This is a genomic window from Sulfuriroseicoccus oceanibius, assembly GCF_010681825.2.
Lineage (GTDB): Bacteria > Verrucomicrobiota > Verrucomicrobiia > Verrucomicrobiales > SLCJ01 > Sulfuriroseicoccus > Sulfuriroseicoccus oceanibius.
Genome location: NZ_CP066776.1, coordinates 1,556,968 through 1,580,039, shown reverse-complemented (window position 1 = coordinate 1,580,039; position 23,072 = coordinate 1,556,968). Strand labels below are relative to the sequence as shown.

19 protein-coding genes are annotated in these 23,072 nt (G+C 58.8%); 15 read left to right on the top strand and 4 right to left on the bottom strand.

Going from position 1 to position 23,072, the window contains the following annotated elements; translation table 11 throughout:
* Window positions 1-234: 234 nt before the first annotated feature.
* Window positions 235-486: an FmdB family zinc ribbon protein gene (locus G3M56_RS06290; protein WP_164362947.1), complete on the bottom strand. Its 252-nt coding sequence runs from the start codon at window positions 484-486 to the stop codon at window positions 235-237.
* 127 nt (window positions 487-613) lie between these two features.
* Entirely contained in the window at window positions 614-883 is a 270-nt protein-coding gene (rpsN, locus tag G3M56_RS06285) for a 30S ribosomal protein S14 (RefSeq protein ID WP_164362945.1), read from the bottom strand.
* 238 nt (window positions 884-1,121) lie between these two features.
* Between rpsN and G3M56_RS06280 the strand changes: the two genes are divergently transcribed.
* From G3M56_RS06280 to G3M56_RS06220, 13 genes are all read left to right on the top strand, one after another.
* Window positions 1,122-2,114 carry a polyprenyl synthetase family protein gene (locus tag G3M56_RS06280; RefSeq protein WP_235203620.1) on the top strand — a complete coding sequence of 331 codons (993 nt, stop codon included), beginning with the start codon at window positions 1,122-1,124 and terminating at the stop codon, window positions 2,112-2,114.
* A 223-nt stretch (window positions 2,115-2,337) separates the two neighbouring features.
* A complete protein-coding gene (locus G3M56_RS06275) occupies window positions 2,338-3,741 on the top strand; it encodes an FHA domain-containing protein (protein WP_164362941.1) in 1,404 nt (467 codons plus the stop codon).
* Window positions 3,742-3,942: 201 nt separating this feature from the next.
* Window positions 3,943-4,632 carry a RadC family protein gene (radC, locus tag G3M56_RS06270; protein ID WP_268840020.1) on the top strand — a complete coding sequence of 230 codons (690 nt, stop codon included), beginning with the start codon at window positions 3,943-3,945 and terminating at the stop codon, window positions 4,630-4,632.
* A 38-nt stretch (window positions 4,633-4,670) separates the two neighbouring features.
* Window positions 4,671-5,456 (top strand): acyl-ACP--UDP-N-acetylglucosamine O-acyltransferase, encoded by a 786-nt coding sequence (gene lpxA / locus G3M56_RS06265; protein ID WP_164362937.1) that lies wholly within the window; start codon window positions 4,671-4,673, stop codon window positions 5,454-5,456.
* Between the two features lie 163 nt (window positions 5,457-5,619).
* Window positions 5,620-7,941 (top strand): LPS-assembly protein LptD, encoded by a 2,322-nt coding sequence (locus G3M56_RS06260; protein WP_164362935.1) that lies wholly within the window; start codon window positions 5,620-5,622, stop codon window positions 7,939-7,941.
* Window positions 7,942-8,039: 98 nt separating this feature from the next.
* Window positions 8,040-9,335: a transcription antitermination factor NusB gene (locus tag G3M56_RS06255; RefSeq protein WP_164362933.1), complete on the top strand. Its 1,296-nt coding sequence runs from the start codon at window positions 8,040-8,042 to the stop codon at window positions 9,333-9,335.
* A 25-nt stretch (window positions 9,336-9,360) separates the two neighbouring features.
* Window positions 9,361-9,531: a hypothetical protein gene (locus G3M56_RS06250; RefSeq protein ID WP_164362932.1), complete on the top strand. Its 171-nt coding sequence runs from the start codon at window positions 9,361-9,363 to the stop codon at window positions 9,529-9,531.
* Complete coding sequence (locus tag G3M56_RS06245; protein ID WP_164362930.1) at window positions 9,528-9,737, top strand: hypothetical protein; 210 nt, start codon at window positions 9,528-9,530, stop codon at window positions 9,735-9,737. Before G3M56_RS06250 ends, G3M56_RS06245 begins: the two co-directional genes overlap by 4 nt.
* A 17-nt stretch (window positions 9,738-9,754) precedes the next feature.
* On the top strand, window positions 9,755-10,555 hold the full coding sequence (locus G3M56_RS06240) for a hypothetical protein (RefSeq protein WP_164362927.1): 801 nt from the start codon (window positions 9,755-9,757) through the stop codon (window positions 10,553-10,555).
* A 172-nt stretch (window positions 10,556-10,727) separates the two neighbouring features.
* Window positions 10,728-11,048 (top strand): ArsR/SmtB family transcription factor, encoded by a 321-nt coding sequence (locus G3M56_RS06235; protein ID WP_164362925.1) that lies wholly within the window; start codon window positions 10,728-10,730, stop codon window positions 11,046-11,048.
* A gap of 162 nt (window positions 11,049-11,210) precedes the next feature.
* Window positions 11,211-11,537, top strand: a complete 327-nt coding sequence (locus G3M56_RS06230; RefSeq protein WP_164362922.1) for an ArsR/SmtB family transcription factor — start codon at window positions 11,211-11,213, stop codon at window positions 11,535-11,537.
* Window positions 11,538-11,555: 18 nt separating this feature from the next.
* A complete protein-coding gene (locus G3M56_RS06225) occupies window positions 11,556-12,851 on the top strand; it encodes a permease (protein ID WP_164362920.1) in 1,296 nt (431 codons plus the stop codon).
* A 12-nt stretch (window positions 12,852-12,863) separates the two neighbouring features.
* Complete coding sequence (locus G3M56_RS06220) at window positions 12,864-13,100, top strand: thioredoxin family protein (protein WP_164362918.1); 237 nt, start codon at window positions 12,864-12,866, stop codon at window positions 13,098-13,100.
* An 82-nt stretch (window positions 13,101-13,182) separates the two neighbouring features.
* On the opposite strand, the gene ftsH is transcribed toward G3M56_RS06220, so the two are convergent.
* Window positions 13,183-15,285 (bottom strand): ATP-dependent zinc metalloprotease FtsH, encoded by a 2,103-nt coding sequence (gene ftsH / locus G3M56_RS06215; RefSeq protein WP_164362916.1) that lies wholly within the window; start codon window positions 15,283-15,285, stop codon window positions 13,183-13,185.
* 276 nt (window positions 15,286-15,561) lie between these two features.
* Between ftsH and G3M56_RS06210 the strand changes: the two genes are divergently transcribed.
* Both G3M56_RS06210 and G3M56_RS06205 read left to right on the top strand, forming a co-directional pair.
* Window positions 15,562-19,194 carry a DUF6288 domain-containing protein gene (locus G3M56_RS06210; RefSeq protein WP_164362914.1) on the top strand — a complete coding sequence of 1,211 codons (3,633 nt, stop codon included), beginning with the start codon at window positions 15,562-15,564 and terminating at the stop codon, window positions 19,192-19,194.
* Between the two features lie 34 nt (window positions 19,195-19,228).
* Window positions 19,229-19,633, top strand: coding sequence for a hypothetical protein (locus G3M56_RS06205; RefSeq protein ID WP_164362912.1), 405 nt, complete (start codon window positions 19,229-19,231; stop codon window positions 19,631-19,633).
* 243 nt (window positions 19,634-19,876) lie between these two features.
* Here the strand turns inward: G3M56_RS06205 and G3M56_RS06200 are convergent, their stop codons facing one another.
* A complete protein-coding gene (locus G3M56_RS06200) occupies window positions 19,877-23,050 on the bottom strand; it encodes an efflux RND transporter permease subunit (RefSeq protein ID WP_164362911.1) in 3,174 nt (1,057 codons plus the stop codon).
* Window positions 23,051-23,072: the final 22 nt, after the last annotated feature.

The window sequence follows — 23,072 nt, the reverse complement described above, 5'->3', positions numbered from 1 at the left end:
GGTCAGATCCGTTGCGCTACTCGTGATGTAAAATGTCGTCGCGTTCATTATCGGGCGATCCGCACCGATGGTTTGTCCACAGAATGGCTGGCGGATCGAATACGGGGTAGTCAGGACGTCCCCCCGCGCGTCCAGGTCAACTTAGTTAGTGATGGAAACGTTCAAGGACAAGTAAATTTGGCGGCAGATACCAGCGCCACTCAGGCACCGTCTCCATCCGCCACAGAGCGAACATCAGAGCTTCTCGTAGTTGCCGTCGCACCGCTTCTCCAAAATCGTAAACCCGGCCTTCTTGGCATCGGTCACCGACATCGGCTTGGTAATCTTCGGTGTATTGATCTTGCTGATCACTTTCTTCACCGGCGACTTGCACAATGGACAAACCTCCAAGGGCTCACGATCCGCAGGGCGCCTCAACTCAAACCCATTGCGGCACGAGCGGCACCCCTTCTCAGGATCACTTGCGATGTATTCGTAAATCGGCATCTTGAAACTCCAGGCGGATGAGCAATCCACTCAACCAACCCTCAATTTAAACACAAAGAACCGGACCGACACAATGATGGTCGGCCCGGCTCGGAAAATGTTTAATGGCTTAGGAACTGCAACTGGATTACCAGCTCGACTTGGTCACACCTGGGATCAACCCCTTCGAAGCAAGCTCACGGAAAGCAATACGCGAGAGCTTGAAGCGGCGAAGATGACCATGACGACGTCCAGTCTGCTGGCAACGGTTCACCACCCGAGTAGGGGATGCGTTGCGTGGAAGCATGCTGAGACCAACATAATCCTTCTCTTCAATGAGCTTTGCGCGCAGTTCTGCGTATTTCTCAACAGTCTGCTGCTTCTTCTTGTTTCGTGCGATCCAACTTTTCTTAGCCATAAGCGTGAGCGGTGAATATATCCACCCAGATCAGCAATCAACCAGTTTTCACAATAAAATGCACGAATTCGCGCATTCGAAAATCCAGATCCCCCCACCAACCGCCCTCTCATGAAATCCTTCAATATGGGCACCCCGCAGTGAGACTATCGCCGATTAATAGACGCAACCCACCACGATGTTGCGATTTCCTGTTGAGGTAAGCCCGTGAGAGTTTATTGATACCCCAATGCCGCCTGTGAACCACGCGCCCCAATCACCATTCCCCTTCGAACTGATCAGCGACCACCTTTCAGTCATCGAAAGGGACATCCGTGCACAGGCTGAACTGTTCGAACCCGAAGTCCGCGACTATTTCGCCTACGTCTGTGACACCAGCGGCAAGCGCATCCGCCCCGCCCTGGCCATCCTCGTAGCCAACGCGCTGGACAACTGCCACCACGAACACCACCGCCTCGGCGTCATCCTGGAATTGATCCACTTGGCGACACTCATCCACGATGACATCATCGATGGTGCGGACACCCGCCGCGACACCCCGACCGCCAACGCGAAGTGGGGCAACGCGATGAGCGTTCTGCTTGGCGACTGTCTCTTCGCGCACTCGATGACAGAAGCGACACTTTTCGACGATCTCGTGATCTGCCGCAAGATCGGCAAAGCCTCGCGGGACGTCTGCACCGGCGAAATCATCCAAACCCAAAGCCGCTTCGACCTCAATCTGACCCGTGAAAATTACTTCCGGATCATTGAAATGAAGACCGGCGCGCTGTTTGCCATTGCAACCGAACTCGCCGCCGTCCTTTCCGGAGCATCCGCCGAAACCGCTGCCGCCATGTACGACTACGGCATGAAGCTCGGCACCGCTTACCAGATCTACGACGACTGCGTGGACTTGGTCGGCAAAGAAGAAGCAATCGGCAAAACTCTCGGCACAGACCTGGAGCGCGGAAAACTCACCTTGCCTATCATCAACCTGATGGAATCGGTCGATGAAGCGAAGCGCGAATCCATTAGCGCCCACCTGCTCAACCACGGCGGCACCAACCTCGACGCCTTGGCGGAAATCGCCGACTACAAGGAAGCTCTGAACAACGCTACCCAAACCGGTCACGACTTGCTCAGCGCAGCCCGCAAGCAACTCGAATGCCTGCCAGCCAATCCAAGCTCGGCAGCCTTGGAGCAAATCACCCGCTACCTCGACGGATTGCTCAGCGATTGCGCAGGTTAATCCTCCATTCGGCAGCTGCCGCAAATCGCGGAACGCGCTCCGGATCCGGCACGTCCACAGCTCACGTCTCGATCGTACCTATCAGACAAGCTGTGAATTTCCTGATTGCACTCCCCTAGGTAAATCTAGACAATAGGCAATCCGACGCAAACACTAGAGAAACCTCCGGCTAGCTACCACACCAGCTCCACGTTTCATTCCCCCAACCTTAGCGAGCATCCCCATGGCGACCCTCTCGATCCAAATCCCCGGCGGAGACAACATCGACTTTCCGATCTCCAGCAAGTCCACCATGATCGGCCGCGACCCATCCTGCGACCTCGTCATCAACAATAGTTACATCTCCGCCAAACACGCGATCGTTCACCAATCCGAGGAAGGCTCGTTCCTCATCGAAGATCAGGACTCCACCCATGGCGTGCTAGTAAACGGACAGCGGGTCGCCGCTGAAAAGCTCACCGATGGTGACACCATCACCCTTGGCCAGCTCGACCTGATCCTTCACGTCACCGACGTGCCGAAGCAAAAACCAACCAAGGTCCGCCCCGTAGCCAAAATCGCTAAAATCGCCAAGGCTCCGGTGCAAGCAACCCCTCAACACGTCCCAACCGCGAACCCGGCACAGGCAAGCCCACTGCGACCACCACAAGCCGCAACACCAAAGGCAAATCCGCTGCAACCACCCGCCAACACCCCGACCGCCAAACCTCAACTGGCGGCACCACCACTCATCCGCCGCGGCAACTCAGCAGCCCAAACACCTTCCGCATCGCCCATCCAGCAGCCGGGACCAGCCACCACCCAGCCGCTTCCCGACAGCAACGTCACCAAGCCCGTGCCAATGCGCCCGGGCCCACCAAAGAAGAAGGAGTCCAACGACGATATCAGTTGGCCTAAATCTTCCACAGCAAAGAAAGCCGGATCACCAGCGCCCAACGGACTTCCAACTCAGAAGAACGAGTCCGGCCCGCGTACATCGCAAGACTCGCCATCCCGCGAGCAGATCGAGGCAAAGAAAAACACCGAAGCCGAGATCAACGAACTTCAAGACAAGCTCGCCAAACTCAAGAAGGAAGAGAACGAAAAGCGCAATCTCTACCAGGATTCCCTCGAAGACATGCGCAACCACATCGCCGAACTCGGCCAGGAGAAACGCAAGCTCCGCGAGAAAGTGGAGGGCTTGCGCGATCGCTGCAACGCAGTTCAAAGCCGGGTCGATGACGAGGACGACGCGTTCCTCCCCGTCATGTTCGAAGTCGTCAAGCGCGTGGACCTGCTCGAGGGAATGATCCACAGCCTCGAATCCGATGACAATCCGACATCGGAAGCGCTGACCCAACTCAAGACACTGCGTGCCTCTTTCGAAGAACTCTACAAGCGGCACAACATTCGCACCGAAACCATCGATCCAGGCGCCCAGCTCAACCTCGGCCTCCGCCGCCGCGTCCGCATCGTCGACGACTCAGGGAACGCCTTGGAACAAACACCAGCGACCGAAACCACCAAGTCCCAAGGCCCAATCCAATCAAAGGTCAAAGCCACGGTCCGCCCCGGCATTGTCTACGCACCCGAGGACGGCGATGAAGTATTGCTGAGAAAGGTGGAAGTGACCGTCGAGGAGATCTAACCCTCTCTCAAGTTCCAGAGTTCAACTTTTACCCGACGCCGGGATCCTCATCAGGATCCCGGCGTCTTTGTGTCTGCATGCCTTGAAGTCGAGGCTCAGCCCCCCACCCGACAACAAGCACAGCTTCATTACAGCCACAGTTTTGAATTTACATCTTGTTAGATCAACCCAAACATAAGCACCTAACACAAGACAAACACCGTGGCACGCATCCAAGAACTTCCCGAGTCCGAACGCCCCCGAGAACGCATGTTGAGATTGGGCGCCAAGTCTCTCAGCACCGCTGAATTGCTGGCGCTATTCTTTCGAGTCGGCGGTGTAGGGTATTCCGCAGTGGATCTGGGCAACGCGCTGATCGAGCGATTCCCCACACTCAACCACATGGCACGCGCATCGATCGACGAGCTCACCTCGGTACGAGGTATTGGCAAAGCGAAAGCCTGCGAACTCGCAGCCGCATTCGAGCTAGGCCAACGTTTCGCTGCAGAACGCAGCACCAACAAACCACTCAACTCCCCCATGTTGGTCGAAGCTCTGCTAGGCCACGAGATGCGCTCACTGAACCACGAACACCTGCGCGTACTTCTCACCGACACACGCCACCAGCTGATCCGGGCCGAAGAAATCTCCCGGGGCTCTGTCAACGAATCGATCGCCCATCCCCGCGATGTTCTGCGGCCCGCGATCCTCGCCGCCGCCTACGGCATGATCCTTGTTCACAACCACCCATCCGGCGATCCATCCCCATCAAGCGCAGACATCCAACTCACCAAAAGAATCCAGGAAGCGGCAGAGTTGATGAAAATCAAATTGATCGATCACGTGATCATCGGTACACGATCTAATCATCGGCCAGGATATTTCTCGTTTCGCGAGAATGGTCAGCTATGATGCCGCCGACTCAACCACCCACAGCACCGCGCTCTGCCATGATCCACCCAACCGCCATCATCGAAGGCAATGTCAAATTCACCCACGGAGAAGATTCCGTGGAGATCGGCCCCTACGCAATTCTCCGCGGAGACATCACACTGGGCAAGGAGTGCAAGGTTGAGCCCTACGCCTGCATCGAAGGCACCACGACCATTGGCAACCACTGCACCATCGGCCACCACGCGCTGATCGGCGGACTCCCGCAGGACCTCTCGTTTGATCCAGCCACCGTGAGCGGCGTCCGCATCGGACACCACAACACGCTGCGCGAACAAGTTACCATACACCGCAGCACAGCCGAAGGCGGGTGGACGACTCTAGGGAACCACAACTTCCTCATGGCCGCAGCACACGTCGCTCACGACGTGACTATCGGTGACCACAATATTTTCGCTAACGCGGTACTGCTCGCAGGCCACATCGAAGTGGGCAACCACGTCTTCCTCGGAGGTGGCAGCGTCTTCCATCAGTTCCTCAAGATTGGCGACTACTCGATGGCTCAAGGCTTGGCATCGATGAGTCAGGACGTCCCTCCATTCACCATTGCCAGCGGACTCAACCAACTGGCTGGCCTCAACTCAGTGGGCCTGCGCCGCGCCGGGTTCACTCCAGAAGTCCGCAAGGCGATCAAAGACGCCTATCGCCTCGTCGTTCGCGAAGGAGCATCGGTTAAAATGATCGAAAAGATCTACCGTACGACTGCCGCACCGGAAGCGCTTCAATTCCTGGACGCCTTCCTCCACCCGGGGCGTAAAGGAGCATGCCGCTCTCCGTTAGCTTAACCATTCCCGCCCACCGGATTCACGCGGAGCAAATTCCGCTTTGACGCGCCACGCAATCACCGCCAAGGATTTCCTTGCACCGAGAGGCGATTACGGGGCAATGTTGCCCGCGATTCCCATCACGATTCTTTCCCATCCTGCAATTCGCACCCCTCATCACGTTATGAAGGCAGCCAACGCCCTTCTTCTTTCCCTCACTGTTTCCGCCGCGACGCTCCAGTCCTACGCCCAGGAGAACGCACTCGATCAACTTTCAAAGCTCACCTCCAAAGTCCAAGTGGACAGCGTGGGTGGTGCCGATGTCGACTTGGAGAAAGGCATTTTCCGCTACAAGGAAAAGGTAGATATCAAATACGAGGGCGCTCGCATTCTCGCCGACAGCGCGGAGTTCAACCAAAAGACAGGGGAAATTACCGCCGAGGGTAACGTAAACATTTTCCGCGACGGCATCCTCTATTCAGGAGATTCCGCGGTCTACAACATCCAGACCGAAAGCATCACATCGGGCAATCTGCGCAGCTCGGTCGTCGCCCAGGGCAAGGAACTCTATTTCCAGTCAGAAACCATCAACACGGAGCTCGGCGAGAACGATAGCGTCGATGTCATCGACACCAACAAGACCCTCCTCACCACGCACGATAACGCCAACCCGAACTGGCACATCCTCGCGGACGAGCTCGACATCTATCCAGATGACCGCGTCGTGTTCAAAGACGTGACCTTCTACGCCAAAGGTCGCCCGGTGATGTGGCTCCCATACCTTTCGCAGCCACTCGAAGACGAGCTCGGTTACTCGTTCGCTCCAGGCTGGGATAGCTCGTGGGGCGGGTATTTGCTCAACCGTTACGGAACACTCCTCGGCGAAGATCAAAACATCCTCGGTGTCTTCCACCTCGACCTGCGCTCGGAGCGCGGACTCGCCGGTGGCGTCGACTTCAAGAGCCTGACCCAGCGCGAAAACCCGAACCTCAAAGGCCTCCAGCTTTACTACGCATACGACAGCTCGCCTGAGACATCGCGTACCAGCCGTGACCGCGTCAAGATCGACGACGTGCCGGATAACAACCGATACCGCATCAATCTCCAGCACCGCGTCTACTTCAGCGGATACGAGGAATCGATCGAACTCACCGATGCGGGTTCCCCATCGGAATCGAAAAAGCGTACATTCGAGCCACGCGACGACTCGTTCTACCTCAACTTTGATATCAACAAGTTGAGCGACGGCTACTTCTACGAAGACTTCTTCCCTACCGAGTTCCGCGTCGACCCACAGCCGGATAACAACGTCGCGCTGGTAAAACGCTACACCCACTCGGAAGCATCGGTGCTTGCTCGTTTCGATATCAACGACTTCTTCCAAACCGACGAACGCTACGAAGGTGCCTACGACATGATCCGTCGCCCGGTCTTCAACGGCATCGCCAACTACGAAGGCTCGACCACCTACGGCTTCATCGAAGAATCCCCCGCCGACGGTACTGGTGCTCGCGAAACCAACCTCGTCGACACCATCGGATACAACCGATTCGACACCTACCACCAGCTGAGCCGCCCATTCAAAGCATTTGAATTCCTCAGCATCGTGCCACGTGTCGGCGCACGTTACACCAACTACAGCAGCATCACCGGCCCAACCGCCGGTGGCGACCGCGTCCTCGGCCACTTCGGATTCGATTCTTCCTTCAAGGCCAGCCGCGACTTCGACGACGTCAAGAGCGATGCCCTCGGTATCGACGGCATCCGCCACGTCATCCAGCCATACCTCCGCTACAGCTTCATCGAAGGTGATGACATGGGCGAAGACTTCACCGGCATCGACCGCCTGGTGGCATCCACCCGCCCACGCCCACTGGACCCATCCCAGTTCACCGCGATCGACAGCCTCACCAGCTGGAACATCATGCGTGTCGGTATGTACAACCGCTTGCTCACACACCGTAACAACGGCTCGTACGAGTGGCTCTACTTCAACACCTACTTCGACACATTCTTCAACGATCCAGAACTCGATCGCAACTTCTCCAACCTCTATCAGGACATCGGTTGGCGCCCACTTCCATGGCTCCAGTTCCGCCTCGACTCACAGTTCCCGGTTTTCGGCGGAGACGATTCGTTCACCGAGGTCAACTCACGCGTGGTCTACATGCCAACACCGAATGCGGAGATCTCACTCGGTCACCGCTTCCTCGATTCGCATCCATTCCTCAGCGACTCCAACCAACTCACCTTCGACTACTTCCAGCGTCTTTACGACAACTGGGGCTTCTCGGTGCGTCAGCGTTGGGAGCTCGACACATCCACTCTGGACACCCAGCAGTACTCGATCCACCGCGACCTGACGAGCTGGACCGCGTCGCTCGGCGCGGTGATCCGGGACAACGGCGGCGTCGATGACTACGGAGTGCTCTTCACCATGACCTTAAAGGAGTTCCCTCAGTTCAACATCCCTGTGAACCTGGATCCAAACTCCGCAGCAGACTAACCCCAAGTCACATCTCATTTCGGGCTCCATGCCCATTACCAAACCACCGGCGGTCCCCACTGCCGGTGGTTTCCACTTTCCACCCACCGCCACACCCGATGCCATCGCGCCCATCCCACCGCCAAAACGCCCGCTCCGCAGCCCACCAGATCCTTTGTGACTGGGATCCGGATAAACGCTGGGCGGAAAAGCTCATCGCCCAACACGCCAAAAACCTGCGCGATGACGACCAACGCCTCGCCACGCGCCTGGTCATGGGCACACTCCAACACCTGCGCACGCTCGACTTCGTGCTCACTCCCATGCTGCGCAATGGCATCGACTCGGTAGCCCCCACTTCACTCTGGGCGCTGCGCCTCGGTGTGGAGCAACTTCTATTCACCCGCATCCCGGCCCACGCCGCGGTGAGCGAAACCGTCAGCCTCGTCTCCAAACACCAACGTGGCTTCGTCAACGCCATCATGCGCAGGGTGCAGCGGGAGAAATCCGAGATCACCGCCAAGCTGGAGGAAGCGCCCGCCCCTGTCCGCTACTCGATTCCGGACAAGCTCTTCAACCGTTGGGTCGAAGCGTACGGAGAAGACGCCACCATCGCGCTGTGCGAGGTCATCAACGAACCAGCACCTACCACATTCCGCATCAACGAGCTCAAGCCGGACGCCCGCCAGCGAATCGAGGCCAGCGGCATCGCCATCAGCCCGGTGGAGGACTGGGAGGATTACTATCAAGTGGCAGACCCCAAGCAATCCATCCCCGCCGATTGGTTCGAACAAGGGTGGATCTACGCTCAGGACCCAGCAGCCAGCGTCGCCGTGCGCACCCTCGCACCCCAGCCGGGCGAACAGGTACTCGACGCATGCGCAGCGCCTGGAGGCAAAACCTTCCTCACCGCTCTAGCAATCAATAACCAAGGCAACATCACCGCGACTGATAGTGATCCCGATCGCATCGAACGCATCGAGGAGAACTGCCAACGCCTCGGCATCACCTGCGCCTCCACAGCGACTACCGACTGGACTGACCTCGACGCCACGCTCGACGTCCCAGCCGCAGTACTCATCGACGCCCCGTGCTCGAACACCGGCGTCCTGCGCCGCCGCATCGACGCCCGCTACCGCAAAACCACGCTCAACCCAGGGCCGATCACATCGACCCAACGCCGCATCCTGGCCAACATCCTCACCCGCATCCCCGACGGCGGCCGCTGCGTTTACTCCACTTGCAGCATCGACCCTGCCGAGAACGCCCATTGCGTCCACCGCGTGATCGATGAACTCACTAGTTCCCACCCCGAACTCAAGCTTACCTTTGTCGAAGACCACCAGACGCTCCCTCACATCGATGACGTCGACGGCCACTATGCGGCATTGATCAAAATCGAACGTCAGGCATAGTACATCGCAAGTCACGCTCAAGCTCATGCGCTCGTTTATCGTTCTCCTAGGATCGCTCGCTGGGTTCGCTCTCGTCACCGCGATTGCGTTCATTTGTTTCTTTGTGCACAACCTCAGCGCCAACCTCACGGTGACTACCAACGCACCAGGCCATGAGCCCACCATGCCCGCTCTAACCGAAACCACCACCCCATGAACCAGCTCGTCCAACTCCTTCAAGAGAAATTCAACCTCGACGAAGACACCGCGCGTCAGATTATCGAAACCATCGCAGGCTTCGCCAAGGAACGCGTCCCCGAAAACCTTCAGGGCCTCGTCGACAAAGCACTCAATGGCGAGGACATCGGCCCGGATTCCCTCGGCGGCATGGGCTCGATCCTCGGCAGTTTCTTCAAAAAGTAAGACCTGTGGAGATGTCGATGAAGCCGTCCACCGCCATCATCACCTGCATCTCCGCACTCCTCATCCTCGCTGGTGCGCTCTCGTGGTATCGAGGCCACCAGCTCCCGCCCTATGAGTCGCCGGACTCATGGGACGGTCTCATCGCAGCCACACACAATGACAGCACCGCCTGGTACCACTGGCTGCGCCGCATTGAGACACCGCACAAAAGGCTGACGGATACCGGCCTGAGCCTGATCGCCACCGGCCTATCGATCCCACTCCTCGCTGGGTTCTTGCACTGGCATCGACGCGCCAATCCAGAGCACCGCAAGATCCGACTGGTCGGGTTTTCAATCGCTTTAGAGCTCGTGCTGATTCCTTCCAATTACGTTTATCTGTTCCGTCGTTATAAACGGGGCGACTACCCGCCGTGGGCGGACTCCATCGCCATCCCGATCGTCGAATACACGGTAGCCTACCTGATCCTCGCCGGACTCATGGCCACAGTGACCCTACTCGCTCTGCGCAACCGAACCTGTGCCGACCGCATCTCGGTTCAAATGCCCAGAGGCGGGGTCGACTGGCTGCGCTTTACTTTTCTCTCCGGCCTGACCTTGCTCTTTGCTCTAGGGATCCCGGCCGCCCTTTCCTCCGGCGACATCGGAGTCCCCTTGAGCACGCTCGGGTCGATCACGCTGATGCTCCTGTTACTCAGCGCCCAATCCCCGCACCACGTCGCCACCGCGCAGCGATTAAACGGGGATCAACAAGCACTCGCCGACCTCCAGGCAAAGCTCTACGCACGCCGGACCGGAATTGCACCACGGCAACCTTAGCCCCCACTCCTTCCATTTCGCAAATCCGCACAACACAAACCCCACCAACTTCTCGAAACCACCGTGAGAACGGGATCCATTTGGATTATTCAGAAACACCACCAATAGGAAATCCGCACAATCCACCCCAATGCATTGAATTGAGAACGATCGGCGGCACTTTCGCCTCCTCATGAGTTCACCTAACACTCCAAATGCCAGCCAACTGGCGAGATACGGGGTTGTGTTCCATGCGCTATCCGATCCGAGCAGACTCGCCATCGTGCACGCTCTGGCCAACGGCCCCCAGCCGTCCTACAGCCTCGCCCGCACCATCGACTGCTCGCCCACCCTCACCTCGCGCCACTTGCGGATCCTCCGCAACGCCGGGGTCATTAGCGCGGACGTTCACGGCCCGCAAACCGTTTACGAACTAAGTTACACCTGCGTGCTCGGGTTCACCGAGTGCCTCGACCAAGCCAGGTCTGTAAGCTGCGCCGCTGCAGCCTGCTAATCTGACGACTCCCCAGTAAACCCGGAGTAAGCACCTAATGAGGTCCTTACTCCGGGTTTATTCGTTTCCAGCCCCCTTCTGGTACAACCGCAGATTCCAGCAATCCGGCACAAACCGGCCTAGACGTTTGAGGATTTAGCGAAATGACGAAAAGTTCATCCCATGAGCTCCTCCTCACGTCCGTGCCCCGCGCTGATCGCACGTCAGGCGAGTGTCTTCAAAGCGCTCGCCCACCCTGGCCGCATGGCAATGGTCCACGCTCTGGCCGACGGCCCGCTCCCTGCCACCCAACTCGCCACCATCGCGGGATGCACGCCACCTACCGCATCGCGTCATCTCGCCGTGCTACGTGTTGCCGGGGTCTTACGCGACGAACGCCGCGGCCAACAAGTTTTCTACCATCTCAGCTACCCGTGCGTACTCAGCTTTGCCGAGTGCATCGAACACACAGAGCCCGACCACCAAAGCTCGACACCCTGCTGCGCCTAACCTCACCTGATCCTAACCATGGGCAACCAACGCATCGAGTGGAAGAAAGCCACGACTCTCACCCTCGTCTTCCTTGCCATCTGGTGGATGCCCGTAGACTCCGCCAGGTTCCAACAGGGCATCACCGGCGCACTCAACCTCACCAAGTGGTACGCAAGGGAGCACGTCGTGTTCTGCCTCCTGCCAGCGTTCTTCATCGCCGGAGCCATTGCGTCGCTGATCAACCAAGGTTCGGTGATGAAGTATCTCGGAGCCAAAGCCAAGCGGACAGCCGCCTACGGAGTGGCATCGATCTCCGGCACCATCCTCGCAGTCTGTTCCTGCACAGTGCTTCCGCTCTTTGCCGGAATCCACCGGATGGGCGCAGGGCTCGGCCCAGCCACCACCTTCCTCTACGCCGGCCCCGCCATCAGCGTACTGGCCATCGTGATGAGCACCAAAGTGCTCGGCGTGGAACTCGGACTCGCTCGAGGAATCGCCGCCGTTATCTTCAGCATCGTCATTGGCTCGCTGATGGCGACGCTCTTCCGCAAGAGCGAATCCGATCGGAGTGCCACACAGGCACAACTCCCCCCCACCGACGACACCAGACCGACGCATCACTCCGCCACACTCATCGCACTCCTGGTGTTGTTGCTCATCCTCGCCAACTGGGCACCTTCCGACCACCCATTCTTCGCCTCCATCTTCAGCATCAAATGGTGGGGCGTAGCGACTTGTGGAGCCGGACTCGCTCTCACATTAGCCGCCTGGTTCGGAGCATCCAAAGCACGCCTCGGCATCTCCGCCGCAGTGGTCATCGCTGCTGCAGTTGCAGCGCCCGACCAGCCACTGATTGCGTTCTCCTGCGCTCTGGGAGCCTTGGTGTGGATCACAGCGGGACAACCCGACCAACTCGGAGACTGGTGGCGTCAAACGTGGTCGTTCACCAAGCAAGTCACGCCACTTCTGCTCGGCGGCGTGTTCATTGCTGGGCTTCTTTTGGGCACACCGGAAAGCGAGGGATGGATTCCATCGGAGTGGGTCGCCTCGCTTGTAGGAGGCGACGGCACACTCCCCATCCTCGGCGCCGCTCTAGCCGGTTCGTTGATGTACTTTGCCACCCTGACGGAGATCCCCATCGTAGAAGGACTGCAAAGCGCAGGCATGAGCCCGGGGGCGGCGCTTGCCCTGCTCCTCGCCGGCCCAGCCTTGAGCCTTCCCAATATGCTCGTCATCCGCAGCGTCATCGGCACCACCAAAACCCTCACCTACGTCGCACTGGTCGTCGCCTTCAGCACACTGGCAGGCTGCCTCGCCGCGCCGATTCTCTAACCACACACCCACATGAAGAAACTCCACATCCTCGGATCCGGCTGCACCAAGTGCAACACCCTCGCAGACCTCACCCGCCAAGCCGCCGACGAGCTCGGCATCAACTACGAATTGGAAAAAGTCACCGACTTCCTCAAGTTCGCCGACTACGGGGTCATGGTCACACCCGCGCTCGTCATCGATGGCAAGCTCGCCGTCAGCGGACGTGTCCCCGCACTCGACGAGCTCAAGAACCTGCTCAGCGCCTGAGGCTCCCACCCTCGACACTTGGAAACAAAACGGCCGCGGATCAATCACGATCCGCGGCCGTTGTTTGTTTAAAACCTCCCCCTTACGCAGGAGCGCCAGCGAGGTCCGGCGGTGCAATACCATCCTCGTCCTCGTCATCGCCATCCCCTTTGTCTGGTCCGGACGGCTTGCTTGGCGAGTTCGGCACCGCAGGCGGCGTCACCGGCTTTGGCGGGTCGCTCAGCACACCGGTCTCCATGATCTGGCGAATGTGCTTGGCATCGAGAGTTTCGTATTCGAGCAACGCCTTGGCAATTGCATCGAGTTCCGCACGCTTGGCAGTCAAAATGTCGGTAGCGCGCTGGTAAGCCGTGTCGATCAGGAGCTTCACCTCGTCATCGATAATCTTGGCGGTTGCCGCGCTGTAGCTCGATCCGCGGCCCATGTCGCGAGCCACAAACACAGGCTCCGAATCGCTGCCGTACTCGACCATGCCAAGCTTGTCGCTCATGCCCCACTCACACACCATGCGGCGGGCGATGCCTGTCGCCTGGCGAATGTCACCAGAAGCACCAATGGTCACGTCACCGAAGACAATCTCTTCCGCCACGCGGCCACCCATGGCGACGCAGATCTGGTCCACCAACTCGTTCTTGCGGAAGTTGTGCTTGTCCTCTTCAGGCAACCACATGGTCGATCCGAGCGATGGGCCACGTGGGATAATCGTCACCTTGTGCAGCGGATCGGTGTGCTGAAGTTCTTCAAGAAGGATCGCATGGCCCGCTTCGTGGACTGCTGTGTTTTCCTTCTCTTTGTCGCTCAGCGCGAGGCTACGGCGTTCTTTACCCCAGCGCACTTTGTCACGGGCTTCTTCCATTTCAGCCATGCCGATCGCCTTGAGTCCGCGGCGGGCGGCAAGCAATGCAGCTTCGTTGATCACGTTGGCCAACTCAGCACCGGAATACCCCGGAGTTCCGCGGGCGATCACGCTCAGATCCACCGAGGCCGAAACCTTGGCGCGCTTGGCATGCACGCGGAGAATCTCTTCACGGCCCTTGATATCAGGAAGGTCCACGGTGACCTGGCGGTCGAAGCGGCCCGGACGCAAGAGCGCAGGGTCGAGAACGTCTGCACGGTTGGTTGCTGCAATGATGATCACACCATCCTGGGTATCGAATCCGTCCATCTCCACCAGCAACTGGTTGAGTGTCTGCTCGCGCTCGTCATGACCACCGCCCATGCCGTGACCACGGTGACGACCGACCGCATCGATCTCGTCGATGAAAATCAAGCATGGCGCATTCTTCTTGCCCTGCTCGAACATGTCACGCACTCGCGATGCACCGACACCCACGAACATCTCCACAAAGTCGGAACCACTGATGCTGAAGAACGGCACGTCTGCTTCACCCGCGATTGCCTTGGCAAGCAAGGTCTTACCGGTACCCGGCGAACCCACCATCAACACACCCTTCGGCAACATACCACCGAGGGTCTGGAACTTGTGCGGATCACGCAGGAACTCGACGAGCTCCCAGACTTCTTCTTTCGCTTCGTCCACACCAGCCACGTCCTTGAAGGTCACGCGATTCTTGTCCTGGTTGAGCAACTTGGCGCGGCTCTTGCCGAAGCCCATCGCGCCCTTACCGGCCATCTTCATCTGCTGGCGCAGGAAGAACACGATCAAAAGCAGAATCAAAAGGATCGGCAACAGATTGATCAGCATCAATCCGACCATGCTGTTGTCTTCCTCGTAGTCGAACTGGAAGCCAGGCGACTTCTCGCGCAGGGTCTCAAGCAGCGCATCACGCTCCAACGTAAGAGGCAGGCTTACTGCAAACTTGCGCTTCTGCAGACCATTCTCACTTTCCTGCGGCGTGGCAAACTCACCACTGAGCGTCTGCATTGCCGCCCCGCTCTCAAACGATGCGACCACCGGTCTGTCGAGAGCCACCGTTCCGGCCTCCACTTCGGTCAGGAACTCGGTGTACGTCAGTTTCTTGGTGTCGCGGTCCTCGCCCTGCTGGTAAACCGCAAAGCCAATCAAAAGAATCGCGAACGCGAGCAAAATGATGCCCCGCCAATTGAAACCGGATGGTTTCTGTTCCTCGCCGTCACGGTTCGGCGGACGCTGTGGTGAGCGCTTCTTGGGTGGTTGACCCGAAGGCTGATTATCAGGGGCGTTAGAATTAGGTGAATCAGACATCTGAATGACTACAGGATGAGGTGCCTCAATCGTGGCACCAAGGCCGGCAACGCTAGCACACGCTGGGGGTGATGCAATGCCACAACCCAGCGAATCCATACCAGCCAATTCTCTGTATTTCTGCCGAATTCAGCACAATTGCGCGCCCAGGCTGAAGCGCGCACGAATGGAATTGCAAACGTTGATCAAATTCCGTTCCACAGGTTATCGTTCTATTGCCACCATTGCCCCGCTCGGCAGTTGCCCGCCGCGCGTACCCGACATCACCACGTCGCCATGAAAAACCTCATCCTCTGCCTCGTCGCCACCATTGTCGGCTTTTTCCTCTACCCGCTGGTCAAACCCATCGTCGAAACCGACTCCTCACCAGCCCCGACGGAACTCACCCTCGGCGGCGACGAGTCGGAACCACCACACCCGCACCCGCTACCAAGCAACAATGCGGTTGCCCTCGGAGGCGACGAATCGGAGCCACCCCATCCGCACCCACTGCCAAGCGCCGTCGATCAAGAGGAGTTCAACATGCGCGACGACGATCCGTACCTGCTCTCGCAGCGCGAAAAGACCAGCGGCCAGGACACCCCACCCGTACCGACCGGCGAAGCAGTCCCCCGCGAATTCAACGACGTCGCGTTGCCTCCTCAACGCATCAAACCCCAGCCCTACGCCAGTCCGACGCTCGGCCCGGATTATTGGAACTCCATCTACGGAGGCGAACGCCAGGACGCCCGCCAGTGGGCGAAAGGCTGGACCCACGCCATCCACGGTGTCTGGTTCAGCACCACCGACCCGAAAGTCGCCCAAGGCTACTACACCAACTGGGGACCCATCGGCATCCGCACGTACATGCACGACACCGCGTGGAACTCATTCCCCGCATTCCGCGACCGCGCACCTGCCCTGGTCAAAGACAACACTGGCGCCATCTTCCTCAACTGCTTCGAGGTGAAAGATGTGCTCCCCGGCAGCCCCGCCGAAGGAAAACTCCAGCCAGGCGATCTGATCGTGGCAATGGAAGGAAAATCATTCGTCACCGCCAGCCGCCTCAAGTTGCCCCAGCCCTACCGCTTCCAGGACAAGCGTAGCCTCGAGATCCACGCAGGCATGCTGCTCGACGCCGCGGAAGCCAACGGCAAAGTCCGCTTCAAGGTTCTGCGCAACGCTCGCCTCCCGGTAGCTCCCGACGGAAAATGGCGCACGGTCACCGAGCAGAAGTTCTCCCACCACGGCAACAAACCACCCCACTCGTTCAGCGAGCAGGTCCAGGGTGGGTTCATCATCCGCCTCCAAGTCACCGACGGCGGCAATGGCATCGGCAGCGACGGGTTCACCTGGGAAAATGTCTACCTCAGCTCGGGCGACAAGAAGATCCCCCTGCACGAACTCGAAGTCATCCACCGCGCCGCCGGATGGGGAAGCGTGGAGGTCGATGAAGCCACGTCCAGCTGGAAGGCACACGCCCATTCCGAGATCGACTTCATCGTTCCAGAAGGCACATGGACCCTGACCGCCGACGGACGTCCGGTCGCCCCGGCCACAGTGGTCGCACAAATCCTCGCCCGCCCGCAGATCACCATTCCAAGCCAGCTGGCCAGTCAGGCGAAGGACGTCGTGCTCGACATCCCGAAGATGGGGCAGTTCGATCCAAAAGCGCCGGCCACCTGCACGAAATCCGCCAACATCATCGCTCAACAAGCCGAGTGGCTGGCCTGCCAACAACAGGAAGACGGATCGTGGCAACGCCCGCTCGGCTATACCGGCAACCACTACGACACCGCGTGGGCCGGACTCGGACTGATGGCAACCGGCGATGAGCGCTACAAGTCCAACATCGAAAAAGCCGCCCACTACGTCGCCTTCAAAGCCCGCCCGGATGGCTGGGCTGTGCCGAACTCCTGCGTTGCCCTCTTCCTCTCGGAGTACTGGCTACGCTACCGCGACGACCGTGTCCTCCCCGCCATCCAGTCGTGGCTCGACGCCGTGCTCACAGAGGCGATGACCGGCGACTACACCGTCGGCCACGGCCACAACCCGGGCTACGGCGGCACCGGTGTCTCAACCGGAGGCTCGCACACCGCCTGCGCCATGGCAGTCGCCAGCAAAACCCCGGTCACCGTCGATACAGACCTGCTCGACCTCGTGCTCTACCGCGCCCAGGAACTCGGCCCGGACGGTCACATCCCTTACGGCCGCACCCGCAACAAAATCTCGTTCGAACCCGCAGAGTCCGGCGCCACCTACTCCGGACGCCACGGCCCGTACCTCGTTGCCAGCCTCATCCACGGGGGACCTCGACTCTTCACCGAAAACAGCACCCGCATGTACTCCACCGGACCAAAAGGAGGAGCCGACCAGGGACACGCCACCGAAACCCTCTCGAACAAGTGGGCATTCATCGCGATGGCAACATCAGACCTCGAAGCCTACCGAGCCCATCTCAACGCAATGCGCTGGAAACTCACGCTGCGCCGCGCCTTCAATGGCGGTTTCTGCCAAAGTGCCTTCAACCTGGAGTACGCCGGTGGTGAGGGCTTGCTCGACTACGCGCTGCGCTCGGGCGGGTGGTTGGTCGCCCTTTGTGCCGAGAAACAAAACCTAGCCATCACCGGACACCCGGACTACCGCGCCAAGACACTCGCCGACGTACCACCCACCGACCACCCGGATGCCATGCTCCTCGGCTATTACGCCCGCAACTGGGGTGTCGCCGATGCAGTACTCGGTGGAAAGTCGCCTGCATCACTGAAGGCCGGACTCCAACACCTGCGGACATTGCGCATGGGCGAGTCGGTCGGCGAAGACGTCACTCAGTTCCTCCAGCAATCCGCGCTGCAAACTGCAAGGGACCTCACCAAAATCCAAGGCATCGACGACCAACTGCGCGGCTACCTGATCGAAATGGTCACGGGAGTCGACCACCGCATCGACATCGAAGAACTCAAGGACGGCGGCGGATATCAGATCAAGGTCACCAGCCAGCATCCATTCGCCGGCGCCTCGCTCGACCCGAGCGCCCTCGGATCCACGGGTGCTCTTATGCAGGGATCCGTCAGATTTGCCAACGACTCCACCCTACGCTCCGCTCCTACCCCCATCACCCTCGACAGCAATGAGGGCGTGAATTGGAACGACTGGCACACCCGCACGCAAATGGTTCCGGTCGACCCGAAAGAAGCCGGCATCGTCGAGACCGATGCGATCTTCGATTACCAAATCGGAGACATCCCCGTGCGCTATACACGCCGCATTACCTTCGATCAGGGCGAAGACTGGGGCAATTCGGAGAAACTGCGCAAGGTGATCAATGACCGCCGCATCTGGGTCCGCGGCACATTGAACAAAGACCACGCACGCTGGAACATCTCGTTCACTCTGCCGAGCGGACAGATCATCGCCGCCGCCACCCAGGGTAATGACCTGATGGTGCGCGATCCGCAAGGCGACTGGATGAGCCCGCAGGACCACGCCTTGCTCGCTGGATCCGAGTGCGAGTTCTGTTTCACCTCGGCCTGGCAACGATTCGAAGCCCGCGTCCCCGAGGTCAAACTGCTAAGCTCACCCGCTCTGATCGACATCAACACCATCGTCGATGAAAACAGCCAACCGCTAACCGATACCAAGGAACTGCTCGCCGGTGAAGTCGCCCACGTACCTGTCGGCACGACAGACAGCATCACCCTCAACCTCGACGGGCCACATCGCGTCCGCGCGATGGACTTCCGCGCCGACAAGGTGTGGGCGGTGGAAATCGACAGCTGGCAAAACGACCGTTGGCAGGTCGTCTACATCGGCAAGCCCGACACGTTCGTCCGCACGTTGATCCCAACCGAGACCGACAAACTGCGCATCCGCTTCACCAACAAGAACGATCAGGCAGCGCTCAAAATGTTGCGCCTCTACGATAAATAGCCGAAGACTTCTCCTCCATCCCAAACACAACAGCATGAAATCATTCCTCAAAATCGCCGCTCTTTCCCTTCTCGCTCTTGCCAGCTCCCTCGCCGAAACACCGCAAGAAGGGCTCGCCAAGATCACAGAGTACTACAAAAATTCCAACTTCAAGCAGCTCATCACCGAACGCTACTCCGAGATCCATAAAGCCAAGACCGACGAAGAAGTCGCAAAATTCGTCGCCAAGTTCGAGAAGCGCTTCGCCGACCCGAAGCGACTCGAGAAAGTCGTCGCTCAGTTTGAAATGATTGCTGGTTACGAAGTGACTATCGAAGAAGACGAGACCCCGCAACCAACCGAAACCGGCAAGGTCGCCAAGTTCACCAAGCCCGGCGAGGAAGGCCGCAGCTTCAAGCTTTACGAGATGAAGAACGGCCTCTGGGGGTTCCACCTGTAATCCCACGGCATTCACCCAACCTCACCGGGGAGTCCGACCAAAATCGGCCTCCCCATTTTTGTGCCCGCATCACAGCCCCGCCCTCATCGCTGAAGGCGATACGCAAACCAGCCCAATGTTGATGCGAGCCTCAGGCGAGGCTCACCTTGGGAAACCGCGCCGTCCACACGACGTCACCTTGGGAATCAATCCCATCCACACGACCTCACAACGGGGGGGGCAACGCCCCCGCCCAATCGCTACCTACGCCTTTCGTTTGCCACCGAGCACCTCACGCCAGTGGGTCCACGATCCGTGCAACCCATCGCGCGCATCGCGGGCGACCAGCAACAACATCGGCAAAAGCACCAAGGTAATCAGCGTGGCAAAGAGCACACCGAAACCGAGCGCAACCGCCATTGGTTTGAGGAACTGCGCCTGAACTTCCGTCTCCGCCAACAACGGAGCCAAACCGACGAAGGTCGTGATCGAGGTCAGCAAAATCGCGCGGAAGCGCTCGCCCCCGGCCACTACGATCACTTCGTCCAGCGTCTCATAGCGTGAACGAATGGCGTCAATGCGGTGCATCAACACCAACGAGTCATTCACCACCACCCCGCTCAGCGCCAGGATCCCGAAGACCGACAGAATCCCGACGGAAATCCCGACAATGTAGTGGCCGATCAGCGCGCCGATGATCCCGAATGGAATCGCCACCATGATAAACAACGGCTTCACATAAGCCTTCAACGTGATCGCCAGCAGGATGTAGATCAGCAACATCGAAATCAGGAAACCGAACTTCAACGACGTCATCGACTTCATCCGCTCTTCGGCTTCACCGCCCAGACGAATGCTGATCTCCGGATACTTAGACAACAGCTCGTCAAAGTAGCCTTGCTCCAATATCGCCAAGACCTCGTCCCCAGTCGTCACCGTCTTATCCGCATCAGCAGTGACCGTCACCACGCGCTGACCATCCAATCGGTCGATCTTGGCGAGCCCGGTGTCGAACTCGGTATCCGCCACGACCGAGAATGGCACGGCTTTGCCATCGGCTCCGCGCACGCGCATCTGACGCAAGGTGTCGATGCTCTCGCGGTCATCGATCGGGTAACGCACCATCACCTTCACCTCGTCGCGCCCCCGTTGCACCCGCTGGGCCTCGCGTCCGTAGAACGCATCGCGCACGTTGGCGGCCAACGATCGCTTGTCATAGCCAGCAGCCTCACCCAGAGGCGTGATCGAAAAACGAATCTCCGGACGTCCCGCATTGAACGAATCGGCGATGTCATTCACCCCCGGGAAGGTTGCCAACTTCGCCTTCACCTCGGCGGCCGCCAACTGCAGGGCTTCCAGATCCTGACTCTGCAGCTGGATCTCGATCCCGCTCGATGCCCCGCCGCGGCCGACATAGGTCAGCGACTTGGCACCGGAAATCCCACCGACCTTGGATCGCCACATATTCACAATCGAGTTGGTATGAATCTCACGTTCTTCCGATGGCGTGAGCTCAATCGACACAGTGGCTCGGGTGTTAGTCGTGGCCTGCACCTGAATATGGCGCATTGGGTTGCTTCCACTTTCCTTCTCGAAATGAATGCCGGTGTCGTACGCCGCCTGGGCGATCTTTTCCGCCTCTTCGTGCAAATAACTAACCGGCAACCCCTCCTCAAGCGTGAGGGTCGCGGTTGCTTTGTCCAACGGAATATCCGGGAAGAAGACGAAGCGCAGACGGTTGGTAGCCAACAAGCCAACCACCACAATGAACACAGCGATGAATGTGGCGATCACTGTGTAGCGATGCGGAATCATCCAACGCAGCGCCGGCTGGTACACATTGCCCACAAAGCGCGACAACGCATTGGCGATAGCTCGCTGGAAGCGGCTCCATCGGCGCGAGATGAAGTTCCCCGGTTCTTTGTGCACATCGATGTGCGCCAAGTGCGCCGGCAGAATCAGCTTGGATTCGATCAATGAGAAGATCAGACAGAAGATCACCGCGATCGCAATCTGACCAAACACACGCCCCATGAATCCACTGACCTGCGTCAGTGGCAGGAACGCGGCAATCGTTGTCAGCACCCCGAAAGTCGCCGGCGTAACCACTTTGGCCACACCGCGGATTGTCCCCCGCATGTCTGCTCCCGGATGGTTGCAGTCGGGTTGTTTCTCCTTCTCCGAGTAAATGCTCTCACCGATGACGATGGCGTCGTCCACCACCACGCCGAGCACCAGAATAAAGGCGAAACTGGTGAGCACGTTGATTGAGATATCGATACCGGGCAGGGGGAAAATCAACACAGCCCCCGCCAACGAAATCGGAATCCCGAGCGCCACCCACATCGCCAGGCGGAAGTTGAGGAAAAACATCAACATCACCAACACCAGACCCACACCCATCAATCCATTGCGCGCCAACAAATTGAGACGTGCACGGATCACCTTGGATGCATCGTTCCACATCACCGTCTCCACGCCCTCAGGCAACCGTCCGGCCGCCTTGAATTCCTCCATCACTCGGCGCGCCGCATCGGTCGCTTTGATGATGTCGTCGGTCGCGTCGGATACCACGTTGAGGGTCACGGTACGCTTGCCTTGGAAGCGCGAGATCACTTCCTGGTCGACAAATCCATCACGCACCGTCGCCACGTCGCGCACGTAAATCCGGGTCCCATCTTCAGTCGTGCGCAGCGGAATATTGGCAAAGTCCCGCGTGTTGTACGCCTGCGATCGGATCTTCAACGAAATCTCACCACGTCCGCTGCGGATCACACCACCGGACAAATCCACCGAGTTGGAGCGCACCGCATCAGCCACCTCTTGGAAGGTCATTTCATAGCTGCGCAGCTTGTCCTCGGAAACCTCGATCGAAATCTCATACGCCCGATCCCCGGTCGTGTTGACTTTGCTGATATCCGGCGAGCGCAACAACTCATCGCGCAAGTCACGGGCCGTCTGCTTGAGCACTCGCTCGGAGGCATCGCCATACACTTCGATCCAAATGCTCGACTCACGGCGCTTGCGCTCACTGATCACCGGATTCTCCACCTGATCCGGGAAGGACGGAATCGCGTCGATCTGAATCTTCACGTCATCCAGCAACTTGGTCACATTGTACCCCTCCTCCGCTTCCACGGTGATCGAGGCACTGGACTCGGTGCAGGTACTGCGGATGTGATAAATGCCGTCCACCCCTTCCAGGGCTTCTTCAATCTTGATCGCCACGCCACGTTCGACGTCCTCCGGCGTCCCTCCGAGAAACGGCACATCAATCGTCACCGCCTCGCCGGCAAACGAAGGGAAGGCCTCTTTGCGGATCGTGAACGCCGTGTACAGACCACCGATCAAGATGGTCAGCATCATGATATTGGCGACCACCGGATTGCTGGCGAACCACGCAATGATCTTGTGTTTCTCTTCGAGAGGTTGGCTCATGCTGGATGATTCGGTTAGAGCT